Origin of the sequence: Kribbella antiqua (assembly GCF_004345665.1) — a bacterium.
GTDB classification, from domain to species: Bacteria; Actinomycetota; Actinomycetes; order Propionibacteriales; family Kribbellaceae; genus Kribbella; species Kribbella antiqua.
In genome coordinates, this window is sequence record NZ_SLWR01000004.1 from 196771 (window position 1) to 218659 (window position 21889).

General features: G+C 66.7%; 22 protein-coding genes, 1 tRNA gene and 1 pseudogene. 14 read left to right on the plus strand and 10 right to left on the minus strand.

The window, feature by feature from the left end:
* Positions 1-39: 39 nt before the first annotated feature.
* Positions 40-615: a DinB family protein gene (locus EV646_RS13460; RefSeq protein WP_132148248.1), complete on the plus strand. Its 576-nt coding sequence runs from the start codon at positions 40-42 to the stop codon at positions 613-615.
* On the opposite strand, the gene EV646_RS13465 is transcribed toward EV646_RS13460, so the two are convergent.
* On the minus strand, positions 607-1578 hold the full coding sequence (locus tag EV646_RS13465) for a helix-turn-helix transcriptional regulator (protein WP_132148250.1): 972 nt from the start codon (positions 1576-1578) through the stop codon (positions 607-609). The two genes, EV646_RS13460 and EV646_RS13465, sit on opposite strands and share 9 nt — an antisense overlap.
* Positions 1579-1669: 91 nt before the next feature.
* On the opposite strand from EV646_RS13465, the gene EV646_RS13470 reads away from it, so the two are divergent.
* The 3 genes from EV646_RS13470 to EV646_RS13480 all read left to right on the plus strand — a co-directional run bounded on the left by EV646_RS13470 (position 1670) and on the right by EV646_RS13480 (position 3082).
* Complete coding sequence (locus tag EV646_RS13470; RefSeq protein WP_132148906.1) at positions 1670-2065, plus strand: RidA family protein; 396 nt, start codon at positions 1670-1672, stop codon at positions 2063-2065.
* Between the two features lie 66 nt (positions 2066-2131).
* On the plus strand, positions 2132-2611 hold the full coding sequence (locus EV646_RS13475; protein WP_132148252.1) for a DUF488 domain-containing protein: 480 nt from the start codon (positions 2132-2134) through the stop codon (positions 2609-2611).
* Positions 2612-2716: 105 nt separating this feature from the next.
* Positions 2717-3082 carry a VOC family protein gene (locus EV646_RS13480; protein WP_132148254.1) on the plus strand — a complete coding sequence of 122 codons (366 nt, stop codon included), beginning with the start codon at positions 2717-2719 and terminating at the stop codon, positions 3080-3082.
* 243 nt (positions 3083-3325) lie between these two features.
* Here EV646_RS13480 and EV646_RS13485 read toward each other — a convergent pair whose 3' ends face one another.
* The 4 genes and pseudogenes from EV646_RS13485 to EV646_RS13495 all read right to left on the minus strand — a co-directional run bounded on the left by EV646_RS13485 (position 3326) and on the right by EV646_RS13495 (position 5567).
* Complete coding sequence (locus tag EV646_RS13485) at positions 3326-3793, minus strand: hypothetical protein (protein WP_132148256.1); 468 nt, start codon at positions 3791-3793, stop codon at positions 3326-3328.
* Between the two features lie 400 nt (positions 3794-4193).
* Positions 4194-4805, minus strand: a complete 612-nt coding sequence (locus EV646_RS13490; RefSeq protein WP_132148258.1) for a hypothetical protein — start codon at positions 4803-4805, stop codon at positions 4194-4196.
* Positions 4806-5087: 282 nt separating this feature from the next.
* Positions 5088-5222: pseudogene (locus tag EV646_RS40945) on the minus strand (hypothetical protein); the annotation flags it as partial.
* Positions 5223-5273: 51 nt separating this feature from the next.
* Positions 5274-5567 (minus strand): hypothetical protein, encoded by a 294-nt coding sequence (locus tag EV646_RS13495; protein ID WP_132148260.1) that lies wholly within the window; start codon positions 5565-5567, stop codon positions 5274-5276.
* Between the two features lie 66 nt (positions 5568-5633).
* Between EV646_RS13495 and EV646_RS13500 the strand changes: the two genes are divergently transcribed.
* Positions 5634-5810, plus strand: coding sequence for a hypothetical protein (locus EV646_RS13500; RefSeq protein WP_338419255.1), 177 nt, complete (start codon positions 5634-5636; stop codon positions 5808-5810).
* A gap of 66 nt (positions 5811-5876) precedes the next feature.
* Here EV646_RS13500 and EV646_RS38855 read toward each other — a convergent pair.
* A tRNA-Gln gene (locus EV646_RS38855) sits at positions 5877-5948 on the minus strand.
* Positions 5949-6071: 123 nt separating this feature from the next.
* Here EV646_RS38855 and EV646_RS13505 point away from each other — a divergent pair.
* The 6 genes from EV646_RS13505 (at position 6072) to EV646_RS13530 (ending at position 13260) form a co-directional block, all read left to right on the plus strand.
* On the plus strand, positions 6072-7079 hold the full coding sequence (locus EV646_RS13505) for an acyl-CoA desaturase (protein WP_132148262.1): 1008 nt from the start codon (positions 6072-6074) through the stop codon (positions 7077-7079).
* A 101-nt stretch (positions 7080-7180) separates the two neighbouring features.
* Positions 7181-7783, plus strand: a complete 603-nt coding sequence (locus EV646_RS13510) for a TetR/AcrR family transcriptional regulator (RefSeq protein WP_241995899.1) — start codon at positions 7181-7183, stop codon at positions 7781-7783.
* Between the two features lie 181 nt (positions 7784-7964).
* Entirely contained in the window at positions 7965-9146 is a 1182-nt protein-coding gene (locus EV646_RS13515; RefSeq protein WP_241995901.1) for a sensor histidine kinase, read from the plus strand.
* The gene (locus EV646_RS13520) at positions 9143-9811 is read left to right on the plus strand and encodes a response regulator transcription factor (protein WP_132148268.1); all 669 of its coding nucleotides are present in this window, start codon (positions 9143-9145) and stop codon (positions 9809-9811) included. The genes EV646_RS13515 and EV646_RS13520 overlap by 4 nt, the downstream gene beginning before the upstream one ends.
* A gap of 205 nt (positions 9812-10016) precedes the next feature.
* The gene (locus EV646_RS13525) at positions 10017-10796 is read left to right on the plus strand and encodes an ABC transporter ATP-binding protein (protein WP_132148270.1); all 780 of its coding nucleotides are present in this window, start codon (positions 10017-10019) and stop codon (positions 10794-10796) included.
* Position 10797: 1 nt separating this feature from the next.
* Positions 10798-13260, plus strand: a complete 2463-nt coding sequence (locus EV646_RS13530) for an ABC transporter permease (RefSeq protein WP_132148272.1) — start codon at positions 10798-10800, stop codon at positions 13258-13260.
* Position 13261: 1 nt separating this feature from the next.
* Here EV646_RS13530 and EV646_RS13535 read toward each other — a convergent pair whose 3' ends face one another.
* Positions 13262-13609 (minus strand): VOC family protein, encoded by a 348-nt coding sequence (locus EV646_RS13535; protein ID WP_132148274.1) that lies wholly within the window; start codon positions 13607-13609, stop codon positions 13262-13264.
* Positions 13609-14397, minus strand: a complete 789-nt coding sequence (locus EV646_RS13540; RefSeq protein WP_132148276.1) for a methyltransferase domain-containing protein — start codon at positions 14395-14397, stop codon at positions 13609-13611. The genes EV646_RS13535 and EV646_RS13540 overlap by 1 nt, the downstream gene beginning before the upstream one ends.
* Before the next feature lie 92 nt (positions 14398-14489).
* On the opposite strand from EV646_RS13540, the gene EV646_RS13545 reads away from it, so the two are divergent.
* Positions 14490-14987, plus strand: a complete 498-nt coding sequence (locus tag EV646_RS13545) for a MarR family winged helix-turn-helix transcriptional regulator (RefSeq protein WP_132148278.1) — start codon at positions 14490-14492, stop codon at positions 14985-14987.
* 479 nt (positions 14988-15466) lie between these two features.
* On the opposite strand, the gene EV646_RS13550 is transcribed toward EV646_RS13545, so the two are convergent.
* Positions 15467-17305 carry an ABC-F family ATP-binding cassette domain-containing protein gene (locus EV646_RS13550; protein ID WP_132148280.1) on the minus strand — a complete coding sequence of 613 codons (1839 nt, stop codon included), beginning with the start codon at positions 17303-17305 and terminating at the stop codon, positions 15467-15469.
* Between the two features lie 49 nt (positions 17306-17354).
* On the opposite strand from EV646_RS13550, the gene EV646_RS13555 reads away from it, so the two are divergent.
* Positions 17355-18242 (plus strand): fructosamine kinase family protein, encoded by an 888-nt coding sequence (locus tag EV646_RS13555; protein WP_158290956.1) that lies wholly within the window; start codon positions 17355-17357, stop codon positions 18240-18242.
* A gap of 28 nt (positions 18243-18270) precedes the next feature.
* Here the strand turns inward: EV646_RS13555 and EV646_RS13560 are convergent, their stop codons facing one another.
* Entirely contained in the window at positions 18271-20175 is a 1905-nt protein-coding gene (locus tag EV646_RS13560) for an elongation factor G (RefSeq protein WP_132148284.1), read from the minus strand.
* Between the two features lie 366 nt (positions 20176-20541).
* Here EV646_RS13560 and EV646_RS13565 point away from each other — a divergent pair, with 366 nt between their 5' ends.
* Positions 20542-21888, plus strand: coding sequence for a class I tRNA ligase family protein (locus tag EV646_RS13565; RefSeq protein WP_132148286.1), 1347 nt, complete (start codon positions 20542-20544; stop codon positions 21886-21888).
* Position 21889: the final 1 nt, after the last annotated feature.

Below are 21889 nucleotides of genomic sequence, written 5' to 3' on the forward strand. Positions count from 1 at the left end.
ACCGTAGCGCCGTCCAACTCCGGCCGGTAAGGTCCGGTGATGGTTGATCTCAAGGGTGAACTGTTGAAGGTTCTGCAGGGCAGTCGGGCGGTGATGCTCGCGAAGCTGGACGGGTTGCCGGAGTACGAGCGCCGTCGTCCGGCAACCCCGACTGGCACGAATCTGCTCGGCCTGGTCAAGCATCTGGCCGGCCTGGAGTACGGCTATCTCGGCGAGTCGTTCGGCCGCCCGCCCATCGAGCGCCCGTCCTGGTTCCGGGACGACCCGTACGACGAGATCGACATGTGGGCCACGCCCGACGAATCGAGCGACTACATCACCGGCGTCTACCGCCAAGCCTGCGCTCATTCCGATCTCACCGTCGCCGAGCTCGACCTGAACAGCCCAGGCCACGTCGCCCATTGGCCCGACGGCCACCGTGAGACAACGCTAGGAGTCCTGCTGATCAGGATGGTCGCCGAAACCGCCCAGCACGCCGGCCACGCCGACATCATCCGCGAACTGACCGACGGCCAAGTCACCGCCGCCGACGCGACCGCCGACGCAGCCTTCTGGCGCAACCACCGTACCGAAATCCAAGAGGCCGCCAACCACTACCGGCAAGTCTCAGGGTGAGTCTGCGTAGCGGGTGGCGAGCGCGGTGGCTCGGTTGTGTAGGGCGGTGCGTAGGGACTGTGGGGTGAGGGCTTCGGCGTCGGTGCTGAGTTGCCACAGGGCCCATTCGGCGTGGCGTGAGTCTTGGAAGGTCAGGTCCAGCCGCAGCCAGCCGTCTGCGTCAGGCTCTTCTGCGCGGACGGCCACCGCGGCATCCAGCAGGTCCTCCCGCCGCGCCGGGTTCACCCGTACCAAGACGGTGATATGCCCATCGGACAGAAACTGCGCCGCGCGTTCCCGCCAGATCCGGTCCAGGTCGACCTGGTGTGGTCGCTGTGCCGGTTCGGGGAGCTCCTCGGCGGCCAGCATCCGCGACAGCCGGTACGCGCGCTCTGCGCCGGATCTTGTGGCCAGCAAGTAGCCCCGGCCGCGTACGGTGACCAGGCCGATTGGGTCCACCGTGCGCCACCGTGGTGTCTGACCTGTGGCCGCGTAGTGGATGCGCAACTTGTGTCCCGCGAGGACCGCGCGCCGTACCTCGATCATGGTGCTGCCAGGCACCTCCTCAGTGACCAGCCGGCGTGAGAGCAGGTCGGTTTCCGGGTCGACGAGAAATCGCTGGGCCGCGTCGCTCGCGGTAGCGCGGTGGCTTTCGGGCAGCGCGTCGACCACCTTGCGCATGGCCGAAGCGAGCGCCGCACCCAGACCGAAAACCTGCTCGCCACGCTTCGATCCGGCGGTCAGCACGGCCAGGGCCTCGTCGTGGTTCAGGCCAGTGAGCTCGGTCCGGAAACCAGCCAACAACGCGAACCCACCATGCCGGCCGCGTTCGGCGTAAACCGGTACGCCGGCCGCGGACAGCGCCTCGATATCTCGCAGCACGGTACGAGTGGACACCTCGAGCTCGCGGGCCAGCGTGTCCGCGGTCAGCCGACCGCGCTGACGCAGCAGCAGCACCAGCGAGACCAACCGGTCGGCGCGCATCCGCGAACTTTATCCGAATACACGACCAATGGTGTCGTGATTTCCCGGCAGGCTCCGTACTCCCAACCAATCGAATGGAGCTGATGTGGCACTGGAACGAACGGCAGTCAACCCGGTCAAGTGGTCTGTGGAGCTGGGGTTCAACCAGGGTGAGCTCGTCTCCGGGCACACCCGGACCCTGTACTGCTCCGGCCAAACCGCGATGAGCAGCGACGGCAAGCCCCAGCATGACGGCGACATGGCGGCACAGTTGGCGCTGAGCCTCGACAACCTGGAGGCCGTACTCGGCGAGGCCGGCATGTCGCTGACCAACCTCGTCCGGCTCAACGTCTACACGACCGACGTCGATCTGCTTTTCCAGCAGTACGGCGTACTCGCGTCGCGGCTGGGCACCGCCGGGGTGGCGCCGACCACCACGATGCTTGGAGTAACACGACTGGCGATCCCCGGCCAGCTGGTCGAACTCGAGGGAACCGCCGTCGCGTGATGGCAACTCGCTATTCGTGCCGGTCGGGGCGCCGGCACGAGTAGCGGGGCAGATGGAGGCCTTCCGATGCTCCGAATGTTGACAATCGGCGTCTACGGTTTCGGCGCCGAGTCCTTCATGCAACGACTGCGGTCCGCCGACGTCCGCCTATTGCTCGACGTTCGCCAGCGGCGCGGTGTCCGCGGACCCGAATACGCCTGGGCGAACTCACTCCGGCTGCAGCCCGCCCTCGCCGATGCCGGGATCGCCTCCGAGCATCACCTCGAGCTCGCCCCAACCACTGAGCTACGCCAGCTCCAGTACGCCGAAGACGACGGCCAAGGGGTCGGCAAACGCACGCGCCACGAGCTCGCCCCCGAGTACACCCGCCGCTACACCACCCAGATCCTCGACAACGCCGACCTCGCACCGATCGTGTCGGCACTGTCAAGTGGAGTCGCAGCGCTGCTCTGCGTCGAACGCGACCCCGAGGCGTGCCACCGCTCACTAATCACCCAGCGACTAGCCGAACAGTACGGCGTCACGATCGAGCACCTCCGCCCGTGATGATCGACGAGCGGATGCCAGGCCGCATCGGACCGGTCTAGTCCATACTCGTGCACATCGATCCACAGTTTCTGTTGGCAAAGTGCGACCCTCGAGGAGCAGATCATGCCGGGTTCGACAGGCGGGGTCCTTGTCCACATCAACCCGATCCTGAACGTCTCCGATCTACGGTCCAGCATCAAGTTCTACACAGAGGTCCTCGACTTCGAACTCCTTGGCACCTTCGGAGATCCAGCCGACTACGGCATCCTCCGGTGGGACCGGCACGAGATCTATCTCAGCGTGAACGGCCAGGGACAGCCCGGCACGTGGCTCGCGCTATTCGTCAGCGAACCGGCCGCGCTGTACCAGCGACTCGTCACCAACGAAGCCAAGATCCTGATGCCGTACGCGGGCGACGACGGCGAGTTCCGTGTCGCCGACCCAGACGGACACGTGCTCCGAGTATTTTCAGGTTCCCCAGAGGAGTAGCCGGTCTGAGGTTGGCAAAACCCCGGCTCGGTCTGCCGAACCGGGGTTTGTGTTGCTCCCCCGCCAGGTTTCGATCCTGGTCTTCGAGATTCAAAAGTTGCCGCAAGCCCGTCCCCACCGGTCCACACGAGGCATCCCCCGTCCGACCTGAGCCTGCCCCCGGCCAACCTCGCGCCTGGTCGTCCACCCCGATCCACACCGTTTGTTAGCAAATCCGTTAGCAAGTCCGGGCCTGAGACATAGTCAGTGATCGGAAGATGTAGAGGGCAGCGCCGGTTCGCCTGGGGGCTCTTCGGAGACTTGAATCTGGATCAGAGCGAGGGTTGCGGACCGCTTGCCAAGAGTGAGCCGGTCAAGCGGCGTCCAGGAGATCCTGTCGCGTGCGACCTGCGCAGCCTCGCGCAGGTGTGGCCGATGCCCGAACTGATCGAGCACGGAGAGCGTCGCGGGCTTGAGCCACCTGTATCGATTGGCAAGGCCCACCAGCAGAAAGATCGAAGCGACCTGGTCGACCACACCCACGTCTTTCCGGTCTCGATCGATCGGCCTCCCATCGACCACGCCAACCAGCTCGACGAAGCGTCTGGTGACTTCAAGATCACGTCGTAGCCCGACATCTCGGAGCGCAGTCCGGGTGGCGAATAGAGCCGCGACGGTGGGGATCAGTGCCCCGATGATGACGTTGACAGTGGTCTGGTCGATATGCGGCATGCGTGCCTTGCTCTCGGTCGAAGGAATCTCCGTCGCCCAGACCGGATCCTAGATCCGACAGAGACCGCTCCTACGTCGCGTCAGGGCGCAGGGCGCGCTCCCGCATGTGACAGGTCCAGCGTCTTCCCGTCTGCCGTTCAGCCCACGCGTAGCGAGATAGGAGCCTGACTGGGCTGAACGGCAGGCGGGAAGACGCACCCCGCCCCCGACCAAAGTACCGGCCGATTCGGACCCGTCATCCCGGAGTCGTGAGGCCCTCGCCGGAGGGCATTGCTCTATCTCAGGAAAGAACCCAAGGGCGGCCCCGGCCGGTGAACGGCCGGAGGCCGCATGCGGACGGCCGGGGCGCGCGCCGAAGGCGCGCCTTGATCCATAGGAGCCAAATTCAGCAAAGAGCCACCTACTCTAGGGCGGAGGCGGCTTCCAAGGCTGAACGCGACATCCGCTGTTCGACCATCCACAGGAACCCCTCAGAGTCCACCGCCGCGCCCACTGCGCGGACTTCGTCAGTCGAGCTCGTGGGGCGAGGCCCGATCGCGTTGTCTGGCGGAGGACGGTGACTCGCTGTCCGCTTCACCACGGTCCCGGTCAGCCACTGGTCGGCTTCGTTCTTCAGGGGGCCGAGGCACGCATTGTCCCGGCGAGCCTTCGTCTCCTGCGGCCAGTACGGTCGGCCTGCTGACACGATGAGGTCAACGTCGACGGCATCACCCGGCTTCGGCGGAACTGGCGCGTACATTCCTGTCGCATCTCTCCGAAGCTCGCCCGGCGACAGCGCCGGACCGAGCCGGGTGCAGGCGTCCCAAGTCCATCGCATCCGGGTGACCAACACCGCGTCTTCGGCGACCTCTTGCCCGGGGAACCAGATCGGCCATATTCCGCTGCGGGTGGACAGGAGCTCGCCCTCGGCGATCGCGCGCCGGTACCCCTCGTCATCGATCGCGATCTTGAATCCACCGCCCACCGGATGCCTCGGGTCATCGCCATGGAAGCTCAGCTTGAGGTGACTCATGTTCGGAACTCGTGACGCGAGGTAGAACGAGGTTCTGTGTGACCAGATGCGCCACGTGAACCCACGTGGGCCTTCAGAGTGCCCGACCGTCACATACATCGGTCCGGACAGAGGCTCAATCATGGAATGACAATCGCACGCGGACCGCTGCACTGTCTCGTCACCAGATGCTCCACCCGCACGAAGGCGCGGTCGACACCTTCACCGCGACCGGCTAGTCCTGGCGAATCGCCTGAGTCAACTCACTGATGTACTCGATGATGGCGTCGGCTCCGGCTGCGGTCAGGCCGTCGGCCTTGCCTGGCTTATTCGCGTACCGATGCTCCCCGCTCCGATGGCCTGGGCGGCTCGAACATCGGTCGTCTGGTCACCGATCAGGTGCACGGTAGGCCCTGACGGATGCGCCGGTGTTGTTGCTGACGATCGCGAGCGCTCGGCCGACTTCCCGGCAGGCTGCCAGGAACTCGTCTACGCCCGGTGTTGGATCGCGCTCTCGACAGCCTTGATCTCGGCCGTCTGAAGTGCCGTCTCCACCTGCTGTGCCAGCTCGGGCGACACATCGGCGGCGACACTCAGGAACTCGTGCGGGCTGGTGACCGCGTCGAGAGCTGGCGGCAGCTCGCCGACCTGGTCGACGACAAGGCCCCGAAGTTCCTCTGTTATCTGTGACGCCGGGTACCCGGCGAAGACGGAAGAGATCCGTCCGTCGAAGTCGAGCAGGATGACTGGGCTGCGGCGCAGGATGGCGGCCAGGCAGCCCATCCGCTGCCGCCTGCTCGGCTACACGATCTGCGACACGTACATGTCATCCTGCTCCTGATCGCCGGGGTGCCGGTCCATGTCGTCGCGGAACGCCTCGGCCATGCCGACCCCGCCATCACCCTCCGGGTCTATGCGCACGTCATCCGCCAGCACGCGGACGAGGCTGCTAACACCTTCGCCGCTGCCGGCGACGGGAACGACCAGACCGACATTTCGGAGAGTCACCGTGGAGCAACCGAGTAGGACCCTGTTAGCAAATCCGTTAGCAGAACCCCGGCTCAGAGGGCTCCGAGCCGGGGTTTTGCGCTGCTCCCCCGCCAGGTTTCGATCCTGGTCTTCGAGATTCAAAGTCTCGCGGGCTGCCGATTACCCCACGGGGGATCGTGGTCGCCGGGACAGTTTGCCATGGAGTGGGGTACTCGACACGCTGAGGGGTTCCTTACCTACGGCTCCGTAGGTTACGGTAGCGTAGGTAAGCAGCACTCCAGCCCGAGGGAAACGCCAATGACTCCACCTGCCACTGCCGCACCGGAGGCGCCCGTCCGCGCCCAGCAGGCCGACGAGTTCGACGTCGACACCGGGACGCTCGGTGGTGAGCAGAAGAAGCCCTGGGAGCAGCTCGCGCTGGCGTTGTTCATCGGGATCCCGTTCCTCGCCGTGCTGGCCGCCGTACCGATCGCGTGGGGCGGTTTCCTCGGCTGGCGCGACGTGATCCTCGCGGTCGTGTTCTACACGGTCGCCGGGCACGGCATCTCGATCGGCTTCCACCGGCTGTTCACGCACAAGTCGTTCAAGCCGAACCGGCCGATGAAATACGCCCTCGCCATCGCCGGCTCGCTGGCGATCGAGGGTCCGGTGATCCGCTGGGTCGCCGACCACCGCAAGCACCACAAGTTCTCCGACCGCGACGGTGACCCGCACAGCCCGTGGAAGTACGGCACCAGCCTCGGCGCGCTGACCAAGGGTTTCGTGCACGCGCATGTCGGCTGGCTGTTCGACACCGAGCAGACCCCGCAGCGCCAGTACGCGCCGGATCTGCTGAAGGACAAGGACATCATCAAGGTGTCCCGGATGTTCCCGCTGCTGGTGACGATCTCCGTGCTGATGCCGGCCGTCATCGGCGGCCTCTGGTCCTGGTCCATCGGCGGCGCGCTGACCGCGTTCTTCTGGGCCAGCCTGGTCCGGATCGCACTGCTGCACCACGTCACCTGGTCGATCAACTCGATCTGCCACACCATCGGCGACCGGCCGTTCAAGAGCCGTGACAAATCCGGCAACGTGTGGTGGCTGGCGATCCTCAGCCAGGGCGAGTCGTGGCACAACCTGCACCACTCGGACCCGACCTGCGCGCGGCACGGCGTACTGAAGGGCCAGCTCGACACGTCCGCGCGCACCATCTGGTTCTTCGAGAAGATGGGCTGGGTGAGCGACGTACGCTGGCCGGTCCGGGAGCGCCTGGAGGCACGCCGGGTCGACGCCGATGCGAAGACTCGCCTGAAAGCCGCTGCCTGAAGGAGCCGTAAAACTTCCACCGGCAACACCGAAGTACGGCATGATGCTGACGTGATCTCGACGTGACGGAACCCAAACCGCGGCGGTCCGGCCGAGTCCGGATGACCAGTGCCGAGCGTCGCGAACAACTCATCACCATTGCCCGCGGCCTGTTCGCGCTCAAGGGGTACGAGGCGACGTCGGTGGAGGAGATCGCGGCCCGGGCCGAGGTCTCCAAGCCGGTCGTGTACGAGCACTTCGGCGGCAAAGAGGGCCTGTACGCCGTCGTCGTCGACCGCGAGGTACGCGCGCTGCTCGACGGCGTCACCCAGTCACTCACAGCCGGACGCGCGCACGAGCTGGTCGAGCAGGCGGCACTCGCGTTGCTCGACTACATCGAGAACAACTCCGACGGCTTCCGCATCCTGGTCCGCGACTCACCGGTCGGGTCGGCCAGCGGCTCGTTCGTCTCGATCCTCAGCGACGTCGGTACGCGCGTCGAGCACATCCTGGCCGAGGAGTTCAAACGCCGCGGGCTGGACCCGAAGAACGCGCCGATGTACGCGCAGATGCTGGTCGGCATGGTCGCGCTCACCGGCCAGTGGTGGCTCGACGCCCGCAAGCCGAAGAAGCCCGACGTCGCCGCTCACCTGGTCAACCTCGCCTGGAACGGCCTCTCCGGCCTCGAAGCCAAGCCCACCCTCTCGACGCGTCCGCACAAATAGCGGACCTGCAGCACTCGCCAACCTCGACCAACGGCGAGCGTCGCCCGGCAGTTGAGCGTGAGTAGCGCACGTCCGCGGTGGTTGGTGAGTGGCGGAGATCCGCAATCCGCGACCGCGGTCGTACGCGACATCCGCCTGTGGCATGACCCCGCCGCCTGCGGATCCCCGTACCCTGGCCCGCATGACGGGGATCCTCGCCGCGCGACCTCTGCCTGCCCGCAGCCAGGCGTTCGACCTGCTGCTCGCCGGCACGTTGTGCATGACCGCCGGCTTCCTGTCGCTCGCGCAGGTCCGGCTCGCCGGCGTCCTCGCGTTCGGCATGCTCGTCCCGCTGATCTGGCGCCGGACCCGCCCCGAGCTCACCTTCTTCGCCGTCTCGTCGGTCGCCGTCCTGCAGTGGCTGTCCGACACCCAGCTGATGGCCGGCAACGTCGGCCTGCTCATCGCGCTCTACGCGATCTCCGTGTACGGCGAAGTCCGCTACAGCCGCATCGCCCTGGGCGTCGGCGGCCTCGGCGTCCTGATGGCGACGGCGCGGTACTACGGCAACAGCGACTGGCGCCAGCAGGTGACCATGATGGTTGCCCTCGGCGCCCTCGTGTTCGGCGTCTGGGCGATCGGCGAGCGACGCCGTACCAGGGGTCTGTACGTCGCCCAACTCGAGGAGCGGGCGGCCCAGTTGGAACGGGATCGCGACCGCGAATCCAAGCTCGCCGTGTCCAACGAGCGGACCCGGATCGCCCGCGAGATCCACGACGTGGTCGCGCACGGCCTGTCCATCATGATCGTCCAGGCCGACGGCGGACTGTACGCCGCCGACGCCTCACCCGAGCAGGCGAAGAAGGCGCTCGCCACCATCGGCGACACCGGCCGGGCCTCGCTGACCGAGATGCGCAAAATGCTCGGCCTGCTCAAGCAGGACGAGCAGCTCGAGCTCGACCCGGACCAGCCCCGCCCGCAACCCGGCGTCTCCTCGCTGCCTGAGCTGGTAGAAAACGTTCGCCAAGCCGGGCTGGCCGTGGATTACGAGGTGACCGGCCGGCCGCGCGATCTGCCTGCCCTCCTCGGGCTCACGGCGTACCGGATCGTGCAGGAAGGTCTGACCAACACGCTGAAACACGCCGGGCCGGGAGCGCGTACCTCAGTCCGGCTGGACTTCGGCCGCGAGATGCTGACCGTGGTGGTCAGCGACGACGGCCGGGGTGCCGGGGTCGCGCCGAGCTCGGATCCGGGTCACGGCCTGGTGGGGATGCGGCAGCGCGCCTCGATCTCGGGCGGTACGGTGAGCGCCGGACCGAAGCCGGGCGGCGGTTACGAGGTGATCGCCAGGCTCCCGTACCACCTGACTGGAGGAGAGCAGTGACGGACGACGTGATCCGGGTGTTCCTGGTGGATGACCAGGAGCTGGTCCGGGCCGGGTTCACGATGCTGGTGGATTCGCAGGCGGACATGCGGGTGGTCGGCCAGGCGGGCGACGGCGGCGAGGCGCTGGAGAAGATCCAGGTGACCGCGAGCGACGTCGTACTGATGGATGTGCGGATGCCGCGGCTGGACGGCGTCGAGGCGACCCGGCGACTGCAGTCGTTGCCGCAGGCACCCAAGGTGATCGTGCTGACGACCTTCGACCTGGACGAGTACGCGTTCGCCGCGATCAAGGCCGGCGCGGCCGGGTTCCTGCTGAAGAACACGCCGCCGGCGGACCTGCTGTCCGCGATCCGTCAGGTGCACTCCGGTGATGCCGTGGTCTCTCCCAGTACGACGAAACGGCTGCTGGAGCACTTCGCCGGCGCACTACCCGATGCCGAGGTGGAGCGCCCGGACCTCGCCGATCTCACCGCCCGCGAACGTGAGGTCCTGGTCGAGGTCGCCCGCGGTCTGTCCAACACCGAGATCGCCAAGCTCTTCACGTTGTCCGAGGCAACGGTCAAGACCCACATCGGCCGCATCTTGGCCAAAACCGGCCTCCGCGACCGCGTCGCCCTCGTCGTCCTCGGCTACGAAACCGGCCTGGTCAAGCCGAACAAGTAGCGGACGCCCAGGCCATCACAATCCACGGCATTGGCCGGCACCGCCGCCTGGCGGCGCCTTTCGACCGCGGTTGTGATGGCCTGGGCGTCCGTACGACTCAGGTCGTACGAGGAGTGCAGCCCGCGGTCCGACGGAATCCACACGCCTGATCACTAACTTCTTGGGCAGCGACAGGGACGGCCTGTCGGTGGAACCGAGGAGTGAGATGAGTTTGCAGACCGGGGAGCTTGCGGTCGGGCGGTTGGCGCAGGACGGGATGCCGCGGGCGGCGATCCGGGCGCACGAGTTGCGCAAGGTGTACGGACAGGGTGACACCGCCGTCGCCGCGCTCGACGGCATCTCGGTCGACTTCGCCGTCGGCCACTTCACCGCGATCATGGGCCCGTCGGGCTCGGGCAAGTCCACTCTGATGCACTGCCTCGCCGGTCTCGACACTCCGACCAGCGGTCAGGTCCTGCTGGGCGAGACCGAGCTGACCCACCTTCCGGACGCCGAGCTGACGAAGATCCGGCGGGACCGGGTAGGTTTCGTTTTCCAGTCGTTCAACCTGCTCCCGATGCTGACGGCCAAGGACAACATCCTGCTGCCGCTCGAGCTCGGCAACCGCAAGCCCGACCAGCAATGGTTTTCTACGCTGATCGACGTACTCGGGCTGGGCGATCGCCTGACCCACCGGCCGTCGGAATTGTCCGGTGGTCAGCAGCAACGCGTCGCCGTCGCCCGCGCGCTGGTGGGACGCCCGGAGGTCGTGTTCGCCGATGAGCCGACCGGAAACCTGGACTCCCGCGCCGGTGCCGAGGTGCTTGGCTTCCTCCGCCGTTCGGTCCGCGAGTTCGGCCAAACGGTCGTCATGGTGACGCACGATCCGCTCGCCGCGTCGTACGCCGACCGCGTCGTGATGCTTGCCGATGGCAAACTTGCCGGCGAGCTCTACGACCCGACTCCGGAGACGGTGCTCGACGCGCTGCGGCAGCTGGGGGCCTGAGGTGCGACGTTCCATCCTCTCCTCGCTGCGCGCCCACCTGGGCCGCCTGATCGCCGCTTGCCTGGCAATCGTTCTCGGCGTCGGCTTCGGCACTCTCGCGATGACCGCACACGCGTCCGCGTCGAACGGCATCGACGAGACCATCGGCGCCAAGTACCGCGGTGTCGACACCGTCGTCTCCCCAGAAAACGCATCCATCACCGCAACCGATGTCGCCAAACTCAAGAAGCTTCCGCAGGCAGACTCGGTGGTAACGCTCACTACCGCCTACCTGACCGCCGCGTTCCCCGGCCTGGTCCGCCCGGCAGGCCTCGGCGTCGACGCGCTCTACGACACCACCCGGATCGCCGGTCCTGGTACGTCGTCCGGCCGGTTGCCGACCGCAACGAACGAGATCGCCCTGCCGGCCAAGCTGGCCGCGAAGTACAAGGTCGCGATCGGCCAGACTTTGCGGCTCAACTCGTACGACGGCAAGTCCTGGAACGTCACCATCGTCGGCCTGCTCGACGACTCCAAGTCCGTCGGCTCGTCGTCAGCCGTCGCCACCCCGGCCGCGGTGAAGAGATTCGAACCAGACGCCTTCATCAGCGCGGTCGGGATCGCCGCCAAACCGGGCGTCGATCAGCAAACGTTGGCTAGCGCGGTCCAAGGCGCTCTCTCCGGTGACCTCAAGGTGTACACCGGCGAGGAGTGGATCCAGCACGAAGTCGAGAGCTACACGCACGGCATCGACGTACTCGGCGGGGTCTTCGGCATGTTCGCCGTGATCGCGTTGTTCGTCGCGTGCCTCGTCATCGGGAACACGTTCACTATCGTGATCGCCCAGCGCACGCGCGAGATGGCGCTGCTGCGGTGCGTAGGCGCATCCCGTCGCCAGGTGTTCTCGTCCGTACTCGCGGAAGCATCCGTGGTCGGGGTGATCGCGTCGACAATCGGTGTCGTCTTCGGTATCGCGCTGTCGGCACTGGGACTGGCACTGTCCCGCGAGTTCGATTGGGGTATCCCGCCGGTTCCGCTGCACCTCGACCTGTGGTCGGTGTTCCTGCCACTCCTGCTGGGAACGTTTGCCACCATCGCGGCTGCCGTCGTTCCGGCTCGTCGTGCGACCAAGGTGGCTCCGCTGGCGGCGCTTCGGCCGGAGGCTGCTCCGGCGGCTGCGTCCAAAGCCGGCGTACTACGTTTGATCGTTGGCTTCCTGCTGTTGACGAGTGGCGGGTCGTTGCTGGCCGGTGGGGCTCGCGGGCATCAGGTGCTGATCGGTGTCGCAGGCGGCGTTGTCTCGTTCCTCGGCGTCCTAGCGATCGGCTCGCTGCTCGTGCCGGCGTTGATTCGTTTGCTCGGGGCGCTGCCGGCTCGGACCGGTGGGGTTCCGTCGCGGATCGCGGTCGCGAACGCCGTACGGAATCCGAAGCGCACGGCGGCTACCACCTCGGCGCTGCTGATCGGGGTGACGCTGATCAGTCTCACCTGCGTCGGGATCGCGTCGGTGCGGAAGACGTTCGACGTGTCGATGGACGGGCAGTATCCGGTCGACATCATGGTTGCCGCGTACAACGAGAAGATGCCGGCCGGGGCTGAGCAACAACTGCGGGACATCAAGGGTGTGACGCAGGTCGTTCCGGTCAGCAGGGTGGACGTGAAGACCGGTGGTCAGGAGCTGCCGGTGACCGGGATCGACCAGTCCTCGGCAGGGAGCGTTATCCACAATCCTGAGCTGGTCGCGCAGTTGAAACCCGGCACCGCCTTGCTGGACCACTCGACGATGCACATGCTCGGGGTCGAGGACGGCGGGAAGCTCACGGTCGTTTCAGGTGCGCGGAAGCTCACCTTGACGGCGCAGGGAGCGACCGGTCTCGACGCGATCACCATCACCGCAGCCGATCTGCATCGGCTCGCTCCCGGTACTGCAGTTAGCGGTTTCTGGCTGGCGTCCGATCCGAAGGCGGACGGCGCGGAGGTGATCGACGCGGTGCAGCAATCGATACCTACGGTGAAGGAGCTGTCGGTCGAAGGTGGACTGGCGGAGCGAAGCAGCTACACGAAGATCTTCGACGTGCTGCTGATCGTCGGGATCGGGCTGCTCGGGGTGTCGGTGCTGATCGCTTTGGTTGGCGTCGGCAACACCCTCAGCCTGTCGGTGCTGGAGCGGACCCGGGAGAACGCGTTGCTCAGGGCAATGGGTCTGACCCGCCGTCAGCTCCGTGGCATGCTCGCCGTCGAATCGTTGCTGATGGCACTAGTTGCCGCCGGCCTCGGAATCGCCCTCGGCCTCATCTACGGCTGGACCGGTACCAGCGCCCTGATGGCCGGGCAAACCTCCGACGGCGGCGTCGAATACGCCGTACCACTCGGCCTGCTCGCGACAATCGCCGCAGTCGCCGCGATCGCCGGCCTCCTGGCCTCAGTCCTCCCCGCCCGCCGAGCCGCCAAAGTCTCCCCCGCCGGCGCCCTGGCAAACGAGTAACTCAGAGGATCTCGACTCTGTTTCCGTGGCCGTCGGTGGTGTGGAATCGCCGGCGGCCCGGGATGGTTTCGTTGTCCCAGGTGACGGGGCAGCCGCGCTTCTCAAGCTTTTCGGCCAAGGCGTCCAGGTCGTCGACCGCGAGTGCTGGATGAGCCTTCTTTGCCGGCTGGAAGTCTTGCTCGACGCCGACGTGGACTTCCGCCGTACCAGCCCGGAACCAGCACCCACCGCGAGCCTTCAGCAGCGGCGGCTTCTCGAGCTCCGTCATGCCGAGCGCGTCCCGGTAGAACGCGCGGGCGACCTCCTCCCCACCCGGCGGGCACGAAACCTGCACGTGGTCCAGCCTCATCAGCTCACCTTCTTCTGAGCCACCGCGAAGATCCGCCGGAACGGCAGCAGCGTCCCGTACTCGCGTTGCGGATAAGCCTCCGCCAACCTGGCGCCGTACTCCGCCTCGAACCGCACCCGCAACTCCTCCGGCAGCGACTGCAGCACCGGCCGAGCACACGTACCCTTCACCCACTCCAGTACGGCGTTGTCCCCTTGCAGCAAGTGGAAGTACGTCGTCTCCCACGCATCCACCAGGCAACCCAAAGCACTGAGAGCATCGACATACGTATCCGGCCCCGGGACCTCAGCACGAAGCGACGCGTCCTTCGCGTACTCCGCATAGGGCTCGGTCCGAGACAACTCGCGCAGGATCGCGTGCGACGGCGCGTTGCCGTTGCCGGGGATCTGGATCGCCAACCACCCGCCCGGTCGCAGCGCCTCGACGAATCCGGGCAGCAGGTCGAGCTGCTCCGGGATCCATTGCAGCACCGCGTTCGTGACGATCACGTCGAGCGACCCTGGCTCGGCGCTCCACTCCAGCAGATCGCCGACCTCGAAGGTCAACCGCTCGTCGGCGTACTCCTGCGCCGCCTCGATCATCTGCGGCGAACTGTCGATACCGCGGATGGTTGCCTCCGGCCAGAGCTCCCGCAGCGTCGCGGTCAGGCTGCCCGGTCCGCAGCCGAGGTCGGCCACCGTACGTACGTCGTCCACCCGGATCCGGCCGACCAGGTCCGCGAACGGGCGGCCGCGTTCCTCTGCGTAGGTGCCGTACTGCACCGGGTTCCAGACTGGTGAGGTTCGCATGACGCTCCCAAGGATTTATCTTGATGTCGAGATAACTGTAGGCACGCGAGTTGTCTTGATGTCAAGAGTCTTGATGACGTAACCTCGACAGCATGGAAGACGAGGTCGACCGGCTGCTCGAGGCCTGGCGCAGGGAGCGACCCGACCTCGACGTCGCGCCGATGGAGGTGCTGTCCCGCGTCAGCCGGCTCGCGCGGCACCTGGATCGCGCCCGCAGTCAGGCGTTTGAAACCCACGGCCTGGAGTCGTGGGAGTTCGACGTACTCGCGGCTCTTCGCCGAGCCGGAGCGCCGTACCAGCTGTCACCCGGCAGGCTGCTCAAGGAAACCCTGGTCACCTCCGGCACAATGACGAACCGCGTCGACCGGTTGACGGCTCGCGGTCTGGTCGAGCGGCTGCCCGATCCGGCCGACCGGCGCGGCGTGCTCGTCCAGCTCACCGACGCGGGCCGCGATGCCGTCGATGCCGCGATGGCCGACCTGCTTGCGCACGAACGCAAGCTCCTCGGCTCGATCAGCGACCGCGACCAGGCGAAGATCGCCCGCGTACTGCGCGAACTCGTCCGCCCCTTCGACCTCGAAAAGCACTGACCTTCGTCAAGCGCTTCATTGCCGGCCAACATGCCCCGCGGTTTCTGCTGGTGGTGAAGAAACCCCCTTGAATTGTGCCGGAATAATCCGAAAAGGTGACCCGTCACTTGAGCCCGGTTCCGATCGTTGCTAGTTGCAACGAGATCGAGAGACTGCTGTAGCGGACGACTATCGACACTGAGTGAGAGGGCGCACTAGGGTCCTCACTGTCGGTGGCTGACCGACCACGAAACGTACAGATCTACGGTGACTTCGGCGGCAAGAGGTGGTCCGCCGAAAGCGGCCGCGCGGTGTCCGGGGCTCGGGGCCCGAACAACGCCGGCCGGCACGGGGCCCGCTCACCCGGTAGGCGCGGCGAGCCCTCCGAATCACAGGGGATCGGAGGGCCGCCGCGGCTCAGTTTCAGCGTTCAGGCTGCCGCCTTCATTCGGCGCCGATTCAGCCGTCAGACTGCGGTCTTCACCTTCCTGCCGCTGTCTTCATTCGGCGCGTTCAGCCGCGTCGAACCACGCGGTTTCCAGTTCACCGCGTTCGTCGGCGAGTTTGCGCAGCTCGGCATCCAGTTCCGCCAGGCGTTCGTAATCGCTGGCGCTCGCGGCCAGCTGGTCGTGCAGTTTCGCCTCGGTCTCGGCGAGCTTGGCCAGCTGACGCTCGATCCGGTTCAGCTCCTTCTTCGCCGCCCGAGCCGCGGCCGCGTCCACCACCGGCGACTCCGCCTCCGAAGCCGATGCCGCCGAAATATCAGACGCCGAACCGTTCGACGTCGAAGCTTCTGATGTCGAACTATTCGACGTCGTACGACGTACCACCGGGTTCTCGAGCTCGTCGAGGTATTGATCGACGCCGCGGGGCAGGTGCCGGACCTGACCGTCGCCCATGATCGCGTAGACCATGTCGCTCACCCGCTCGAGGAAATAGCGGTCGTGAGTGACGGTGACGACGACACCCGGCCAGCTGTCGAGGAAGTCCTCCAGCACCGTGAGCGTCTCGACGTCGAGGTCGTTGGTGGGCTCGTCGAGGATCAAGACGTTCGGCTCGTCGAGCAGAATCCGCAACAACTGAAGGCGCCGGCGCTCACCGCCGGACAGATCGGAGATCCGCGTGGTCAGCTTGTCGCCGGTGAACCCGAACCGCTCCAGCAACTGCGACGAGGTCAACTCACCACCGCGCCCGGCGAGTGCCGCCGTACGGCGAATCTCGGTGATGTGCTGCAGCACAGTCGCCGTATCGTCGATCTCTTCGAGGTTCTGCGACAGGTTGGCGACGCGGACGGTTTTGCCTTGTTTCACGCGGCCGCGGTCCGGAGTGAGCTGACCGGTGAGGACCTTGAGGAACGTGGTCTTGCCGGCGCCGTTCGGGCCGAGCAACCCGATCCGGTCGGCTGGGCCAAGCCGGAACGTGACGTGGTTCAGCATCAGGCGCTCGCCGAAGCTGAGGCTCACGTCCTCCGCGTCGAACACATCCTTGCCGAGTCGCGCGGTCGCGAGCTGCGACAAGGCGAGCTTGTCGCGCGGCGGCGGCTCGTTCTCGATCAGCGCGTTCGCGGCGTCGATGCGGAACTTCGGCTTGGATGTCCGCGCGGGTGCGCCTCGTCGGAGCCAGGCCAGCTCCTTCTTCAGGAGGTTCTGCCGCTTGGCCTCGGTGACCTGCGCCGTACGAGCCCGCTCTGCCTTGGCCAGCACGTAGGCGGCGTACCCACCGTCGTACGACGTGACGCTGCCACCCTGCACCTCCCAGGTATTGGTGCACACCGCGTCGAGGAACCAGCGGTCGTGGGTGACGACGACCAGCGCCGAGGCGCGATCGACCACGTGCTCGGCCAGCCAGCTGACCGCTTCGATGTCGAGGTGGTTCGTGGGCTCGTCGAGGATCAGCAGGTCGACCTCGGTGAGCAGGAGTCTGGCCAGCGACGCCCGCCGGCGTTCGCCACCGCTCAGGGTGCCGACCAAGGCTTGGTGATCCACTCCGCCGAGCAAGTGCTCCATCACGGAGCGAGTCCTGGGATCCGCCGCCCACGTGTAGGTCTCGACATCACCGAGCACCGCGTGCAGGACGGTGTGCTCCGGATCGAGGTCGTCGCTCTGGCCGAGGTACCCGAACCGGAGATCGCGGTTCTGCGTGATCCGCCCGCTGTCCGGTTCCTCCCGGCGGGCGAGGAGTTGCAAGAGTGTCGACTTGCCGTCGCCGTTGCGCCCGACCACGCCGACGCGCTCGCCCCGGCCGACGCCGAGGCTCACCGAGTCGAGCAGTGTCCGAGTCCCGAAGCCTTTGGAAACAGCTTCCAGATTGACCAGATTAGGTGCGGGGGAACCAGCCATAACGGGCCCCAGGGTAGCCGACCGCCGTCCGCGTGCCACGATCGTCCACGTGCTGACTCCTTCCTGGCTCGACGGCCTGAACCTCGGCGACTTGAACCTCGGCGACGCCGTAGCGTCCGACGAGTTGCCCGGCGGCGTCGCCAACAAGACCTACCGCGTCCGTACGACGCTCGGCCGCTCGGTGATCGTGAAGACCCACGACAACCCGCCGGTCGACTTGTATGCGCGCGAAGCGGACGGCCTCAACGCGCTCCGGATCCCCGGCGCGTTCGTCGTACCGGAGGTACTGCGGGCGACCGACGACTTCCTCGTTCTCGCCGACCTGGCCGAGCCTCCGTCGTACGACGCCAGTATCGCGAATCGCCCGGCCGAGTTCTGGCGTGACGCCGGCCACCGGCTTGCGATCCAGCACCAGCAGGTTTCGGACAAGTTCGGCTACCACCACGACAACTACCTCGGCCTGCTCCGGCAACGAAACCCCTGGACCGACGACGGCCACGCTTTCTTCGCCGAATATCGCCTGCTCCGCTTCCTCGAAGTCCCGCTTTGCTACCACGCCCTCCCGGCCGAGGACCGCCGCCGTCTGGAACGCGTAGCGAGCCGCCTCCCCGACCTGATTCCACCCCAGTCCCCGGCCCTCGTCCACGGCGACCTCTGGCACGGCAATCTCCTGGCGGCGAAGGGAACCACGCCCGCCGCCATCGACCCCGCCGTCTACTACGGCTGGCCCGAGGCCGAACTCTCCATGCTCGACGGGTGCGGCAACATCCCCGACACCTTCTTCACCGCCTACGAAGAGCTCCACCCCTTGGAAGCAGGCTGGCAAGCCCGCCTTCGGATCCTCCACCTCCGCGAGCACCTGGCCGTCCTGGCCCACTTCGGCGAGGTCCCCGAAACCCTCACCAAGCTCCACGCCACCCTCGACACCTTCAGCTGAGCTCATACCTGGTTTCCTTCAGGTGAGCTCATGCCTGGTTGAGGTGGAGGAGGTACTCCTTCTGGTTGAGGGGGTTGCCGTCGGTCCGGGTGCGGTACGGCGGTGGGCCGGGGACCGGGGTGTAGGTCGTCGAGATGGGGGTGAGGATGCCTTCGCCGTGGGTTTGGGCGGGGAGTTGGGTCTCGAAGAGGTGAGTGGTCGCGGCTGGGATCGTGCCTTCGAGACGGGCGTGGGTGGGGTGGAGCGTGGTCTGGTCTACGACAGCGCGGGCCGCGCTGAGGAGGGACAGAACCCGCGAGACGGACTCGGGTGGGACGTCGAGTTCGAAGTGGTTGACGGGTTCGAGCACCGTGGTGCCGGCTGCCTTCAGCGCCTGCATGAGGACCAGCGGGACCAGGCGACGGAAGTCGGAGGCCACGGTGACGGGCGAACTGTAGCCGGTGTTCGTCACAAGGAGTAGGCAGTCCGGGATTTCCCAGCCGTACAAGCCTTGCTGCAAGGTCAGGCGGGCGCTCTCCTCGATGGCGGTGTGAAACGCCCGCGGGAGCGCGCCGAGCTCGGACTCGATGCGGTAGTCGACGCCACTCCCCGCCGGTGCGGGTTCGACGCGGAAGCCGACGGCCGCGGCCCAATGGTTGTCGGGGGCACCCATTTCCCGGAACGCCGTACCGATGCCGTTCGGCCGCTCGATGTGGATCGGGCTGGTCTCGCTGAAGTCGACGTCAAGGTCGTACTCGCTCTCCAGGAGTGCGGCGATGACCTCCTTCTGCACTTCGCCGTAGAGGCTGACGGTGATGTCGTCGGCCTTGCGGACGCGGATCAGCGGATCTTGCTCGGCGAGCTGAGTCAGTGCTTGGTAGAGCTTGACGCGATCGCGTGCGCTGACGGCGGTTTCCAGGGTGGGCGGGGCGAAGAGCCGGCCAACGTTGACCGTCGGGACGCCGAGTTGGTCGCCGATGCGAACGTCCTTCAGGCCGCGCAAGGCGACGATCTGGCCGGCCACGGCGTGATCGACCGTACGACGGGATCCGCGCTCGAAGACCTCGACCGCACTCGGCCGGACCTCGTACGACGGACCTTCGGCCGGATGCACGTCGACGTACGAACGGGCTGGGAGCGAGCCCGCGAACAGCCGGGCGGAGGCGATCTTTTGGCCGGCTGAACCGCGCTCAACCTTGAAAACCCTGGCCTGCAAGGGATCGGACGGCGATCCGGTGGCTCGCGGCAACCACGAGCGGATTCCGGCGATCAGCTCGGGCAGTCCGGCGCCGGTCATCGCGGAGCCGAAGTAGACCGGATGGACGAGCGATTCGCCGACCTGCCGGCGCAGCTCGAAAACGTTGTCTTCGACCGATAACGTTTCGTCCAGATAGCGGGCCAGGAAGCCATCGTTGTGTTCGGCAAGCAACTCGCCGAGCGCCTTGTTGCTCAGGGCAAACGGCTCGAACCGCGCCGGCCGCTCGCCGAGACAGGCGACCGAACCCATCGGCACGGCCGCCGGGGTCAGCAACCGCGCGATGTCGGCCAGGAGTTCGTCGTACCGGGCTCCCAGGCGGTCGATCTTGTTCACGAACAGCAAGGTCGGGATGTTCAGCCGCTTGAGCGTACGCATCAGCAGCCGGGTCTGGACCTGGACGCCCTCGACCGCGGAGATCACCAGTACGGCGCCGTCCAGGACGGACAGCGCGCGCTCGACCTCGGCGATGAAGTCGGCGTGCCCGGGAGTGTCGATCAGGTTGACGGTCAGGTCGCCCAGCTCGAACGACACCACCGCCGAACGGATGGTGATCCCGCGCCGCCGCTCGAGGTCCATCGAGTCGGTCTGCGTGTTCCCGTCGTCGACCCGGCCGATCCGGTCGATGACGCCGGCCGCGTGCAGCAGCCGCTCGGTCAGGCTCGTCTTACCGGCGTCGACATGCGCCACAATGCCCATCGTCAAAGAGTTCAAGGATCCTCGCGAATGCGTCGAAGTGATCAGTCCTGCTGAGGTCGATCACGCTGCGGCGCATCCCGTTCTCCTACTCACTCAATGAAACCGATGGCAAACGCTTCGGATGCTAACGCTGCCCCCGGGCAGCCGCGACCGATTTTCCGGCTCGGCCCGGGCGCGCATCATACGGACCGCCGCCCCGAGCTGTCAAACGTTCGATTGCGGGATGCGTGGGTCGCCTTGTTTTCAAGGGTTTTCAGGCTGGTGGGGCGACGGATCGGAGGGTAAGGTCGCGGACTGCGACCGGCCCAGCGACGAGAGTCACCGGGTCCCGCGCCACACCGACCGCCGCCCACGGTAGGAGCCTTCATGACCACGTCTGATGTGACCGTCGTCGTCGTCCCTCCAGCGACTGCCAACGGACCGTTGCATGTGGGGCACCTGTCCGGGCCGTACCTGGCCGCGGACATCGCGGCCCGGGCGGCGCGGGCGCGGGGTGAAAGGGTGGTGACGACCGCCGGTTTCGACGTCCATCAGAACTGGGTGCTGACCCGCGCCGAGAACGAGGGCGTCGACGTCGAGAAGCTGGCCGCTGCCTACCGGGACGAGATCGTGGGCGCACTGGATGCCGCCAGAATCCAGTACGACGTCTTCCTCGACCCGCAGAGCACGGAGTACCAGCGCGGCGTCACCACCCTCGCCGCCGACCTCACCGAAGCCGGGCGCTTTCCCCTGCGCAGGTTGACCTTGCTGGCCTGCGCCGACTGCCGTCGTACCTTGCATCAGTCGTACGTCGTCGGGACGTGCGCGTGGTGTGGCTCCGAGGCGGCCGGCGGTGGTTGCGAAGGGTGTGGCGGCTATACCTCGGCCGAGAACCTCGTGGATCCTAGGTGCAACCGGTGTGGTGGCAAGCCGCGGCCGTTCCAGATAACGGTTCCTGTGCTGTCGATGGAGGACTACCGCCAGGAGCTGACCGAGATCTGGCTGCGCGCCGAACTCCCGGACCGCGCCCGGCAGATCGTCACCCACTACCTCGAGCGCCGGCTGCCCGACGTACCGATCGCCTATCCGACGAACTGGGGCCTCAAAGGCGCAGGACCGCACGAGGGACTGCGCCTCGAGGTGTACGCCGAAGTCGCCCTTTCCACCGTGTACGGCGTTGCGCGGTCAATCCGGCCGGGTGCGATCGGGCTGGAGGAGACCGCGAAGGCGTGGTCCGAGGTCGCTTCGTTGTGGCATTTCAACGGGATAGACAACGGTTTCTACTTCGCACTGTTCTGGCCCGCGGTCTATCTGGCCTGCGGGGTGCCGCCGGAGGCAATCGGTGGCGCGCAGGTCAACGAGTTCTACACGCTGGACGGCGCGAAGTTCTCGACCAGCCGGAACCATGCGATCTGGGCGAACGAGTTCCTGCACGACGAGGATGTCGACATCGTCCGGCTGTACCTCGCGTGGGACCGGCCGGATCGGTATGCCAGCGACTTCACGTTGTCGTCGTACCGGGAGTTCGAGGCGTATGTCCGGCCGTTGCTCGACGGTGCCGTCCGTCGCGACGTGCTGCCCGTCGTACTGGCTGAGGCTGATGTGAAGCGGGGTACGGCGGCGTTGCGGCCGCGCGGGTTCGATCCGGCGCTCGCCGTACGGTCGGTGCTGACCGGGCTGGCGGCGAGTGCGCCGGGAGCCGAGTTGCTGCTGTCGATCCTGACGGGGCGGTGAG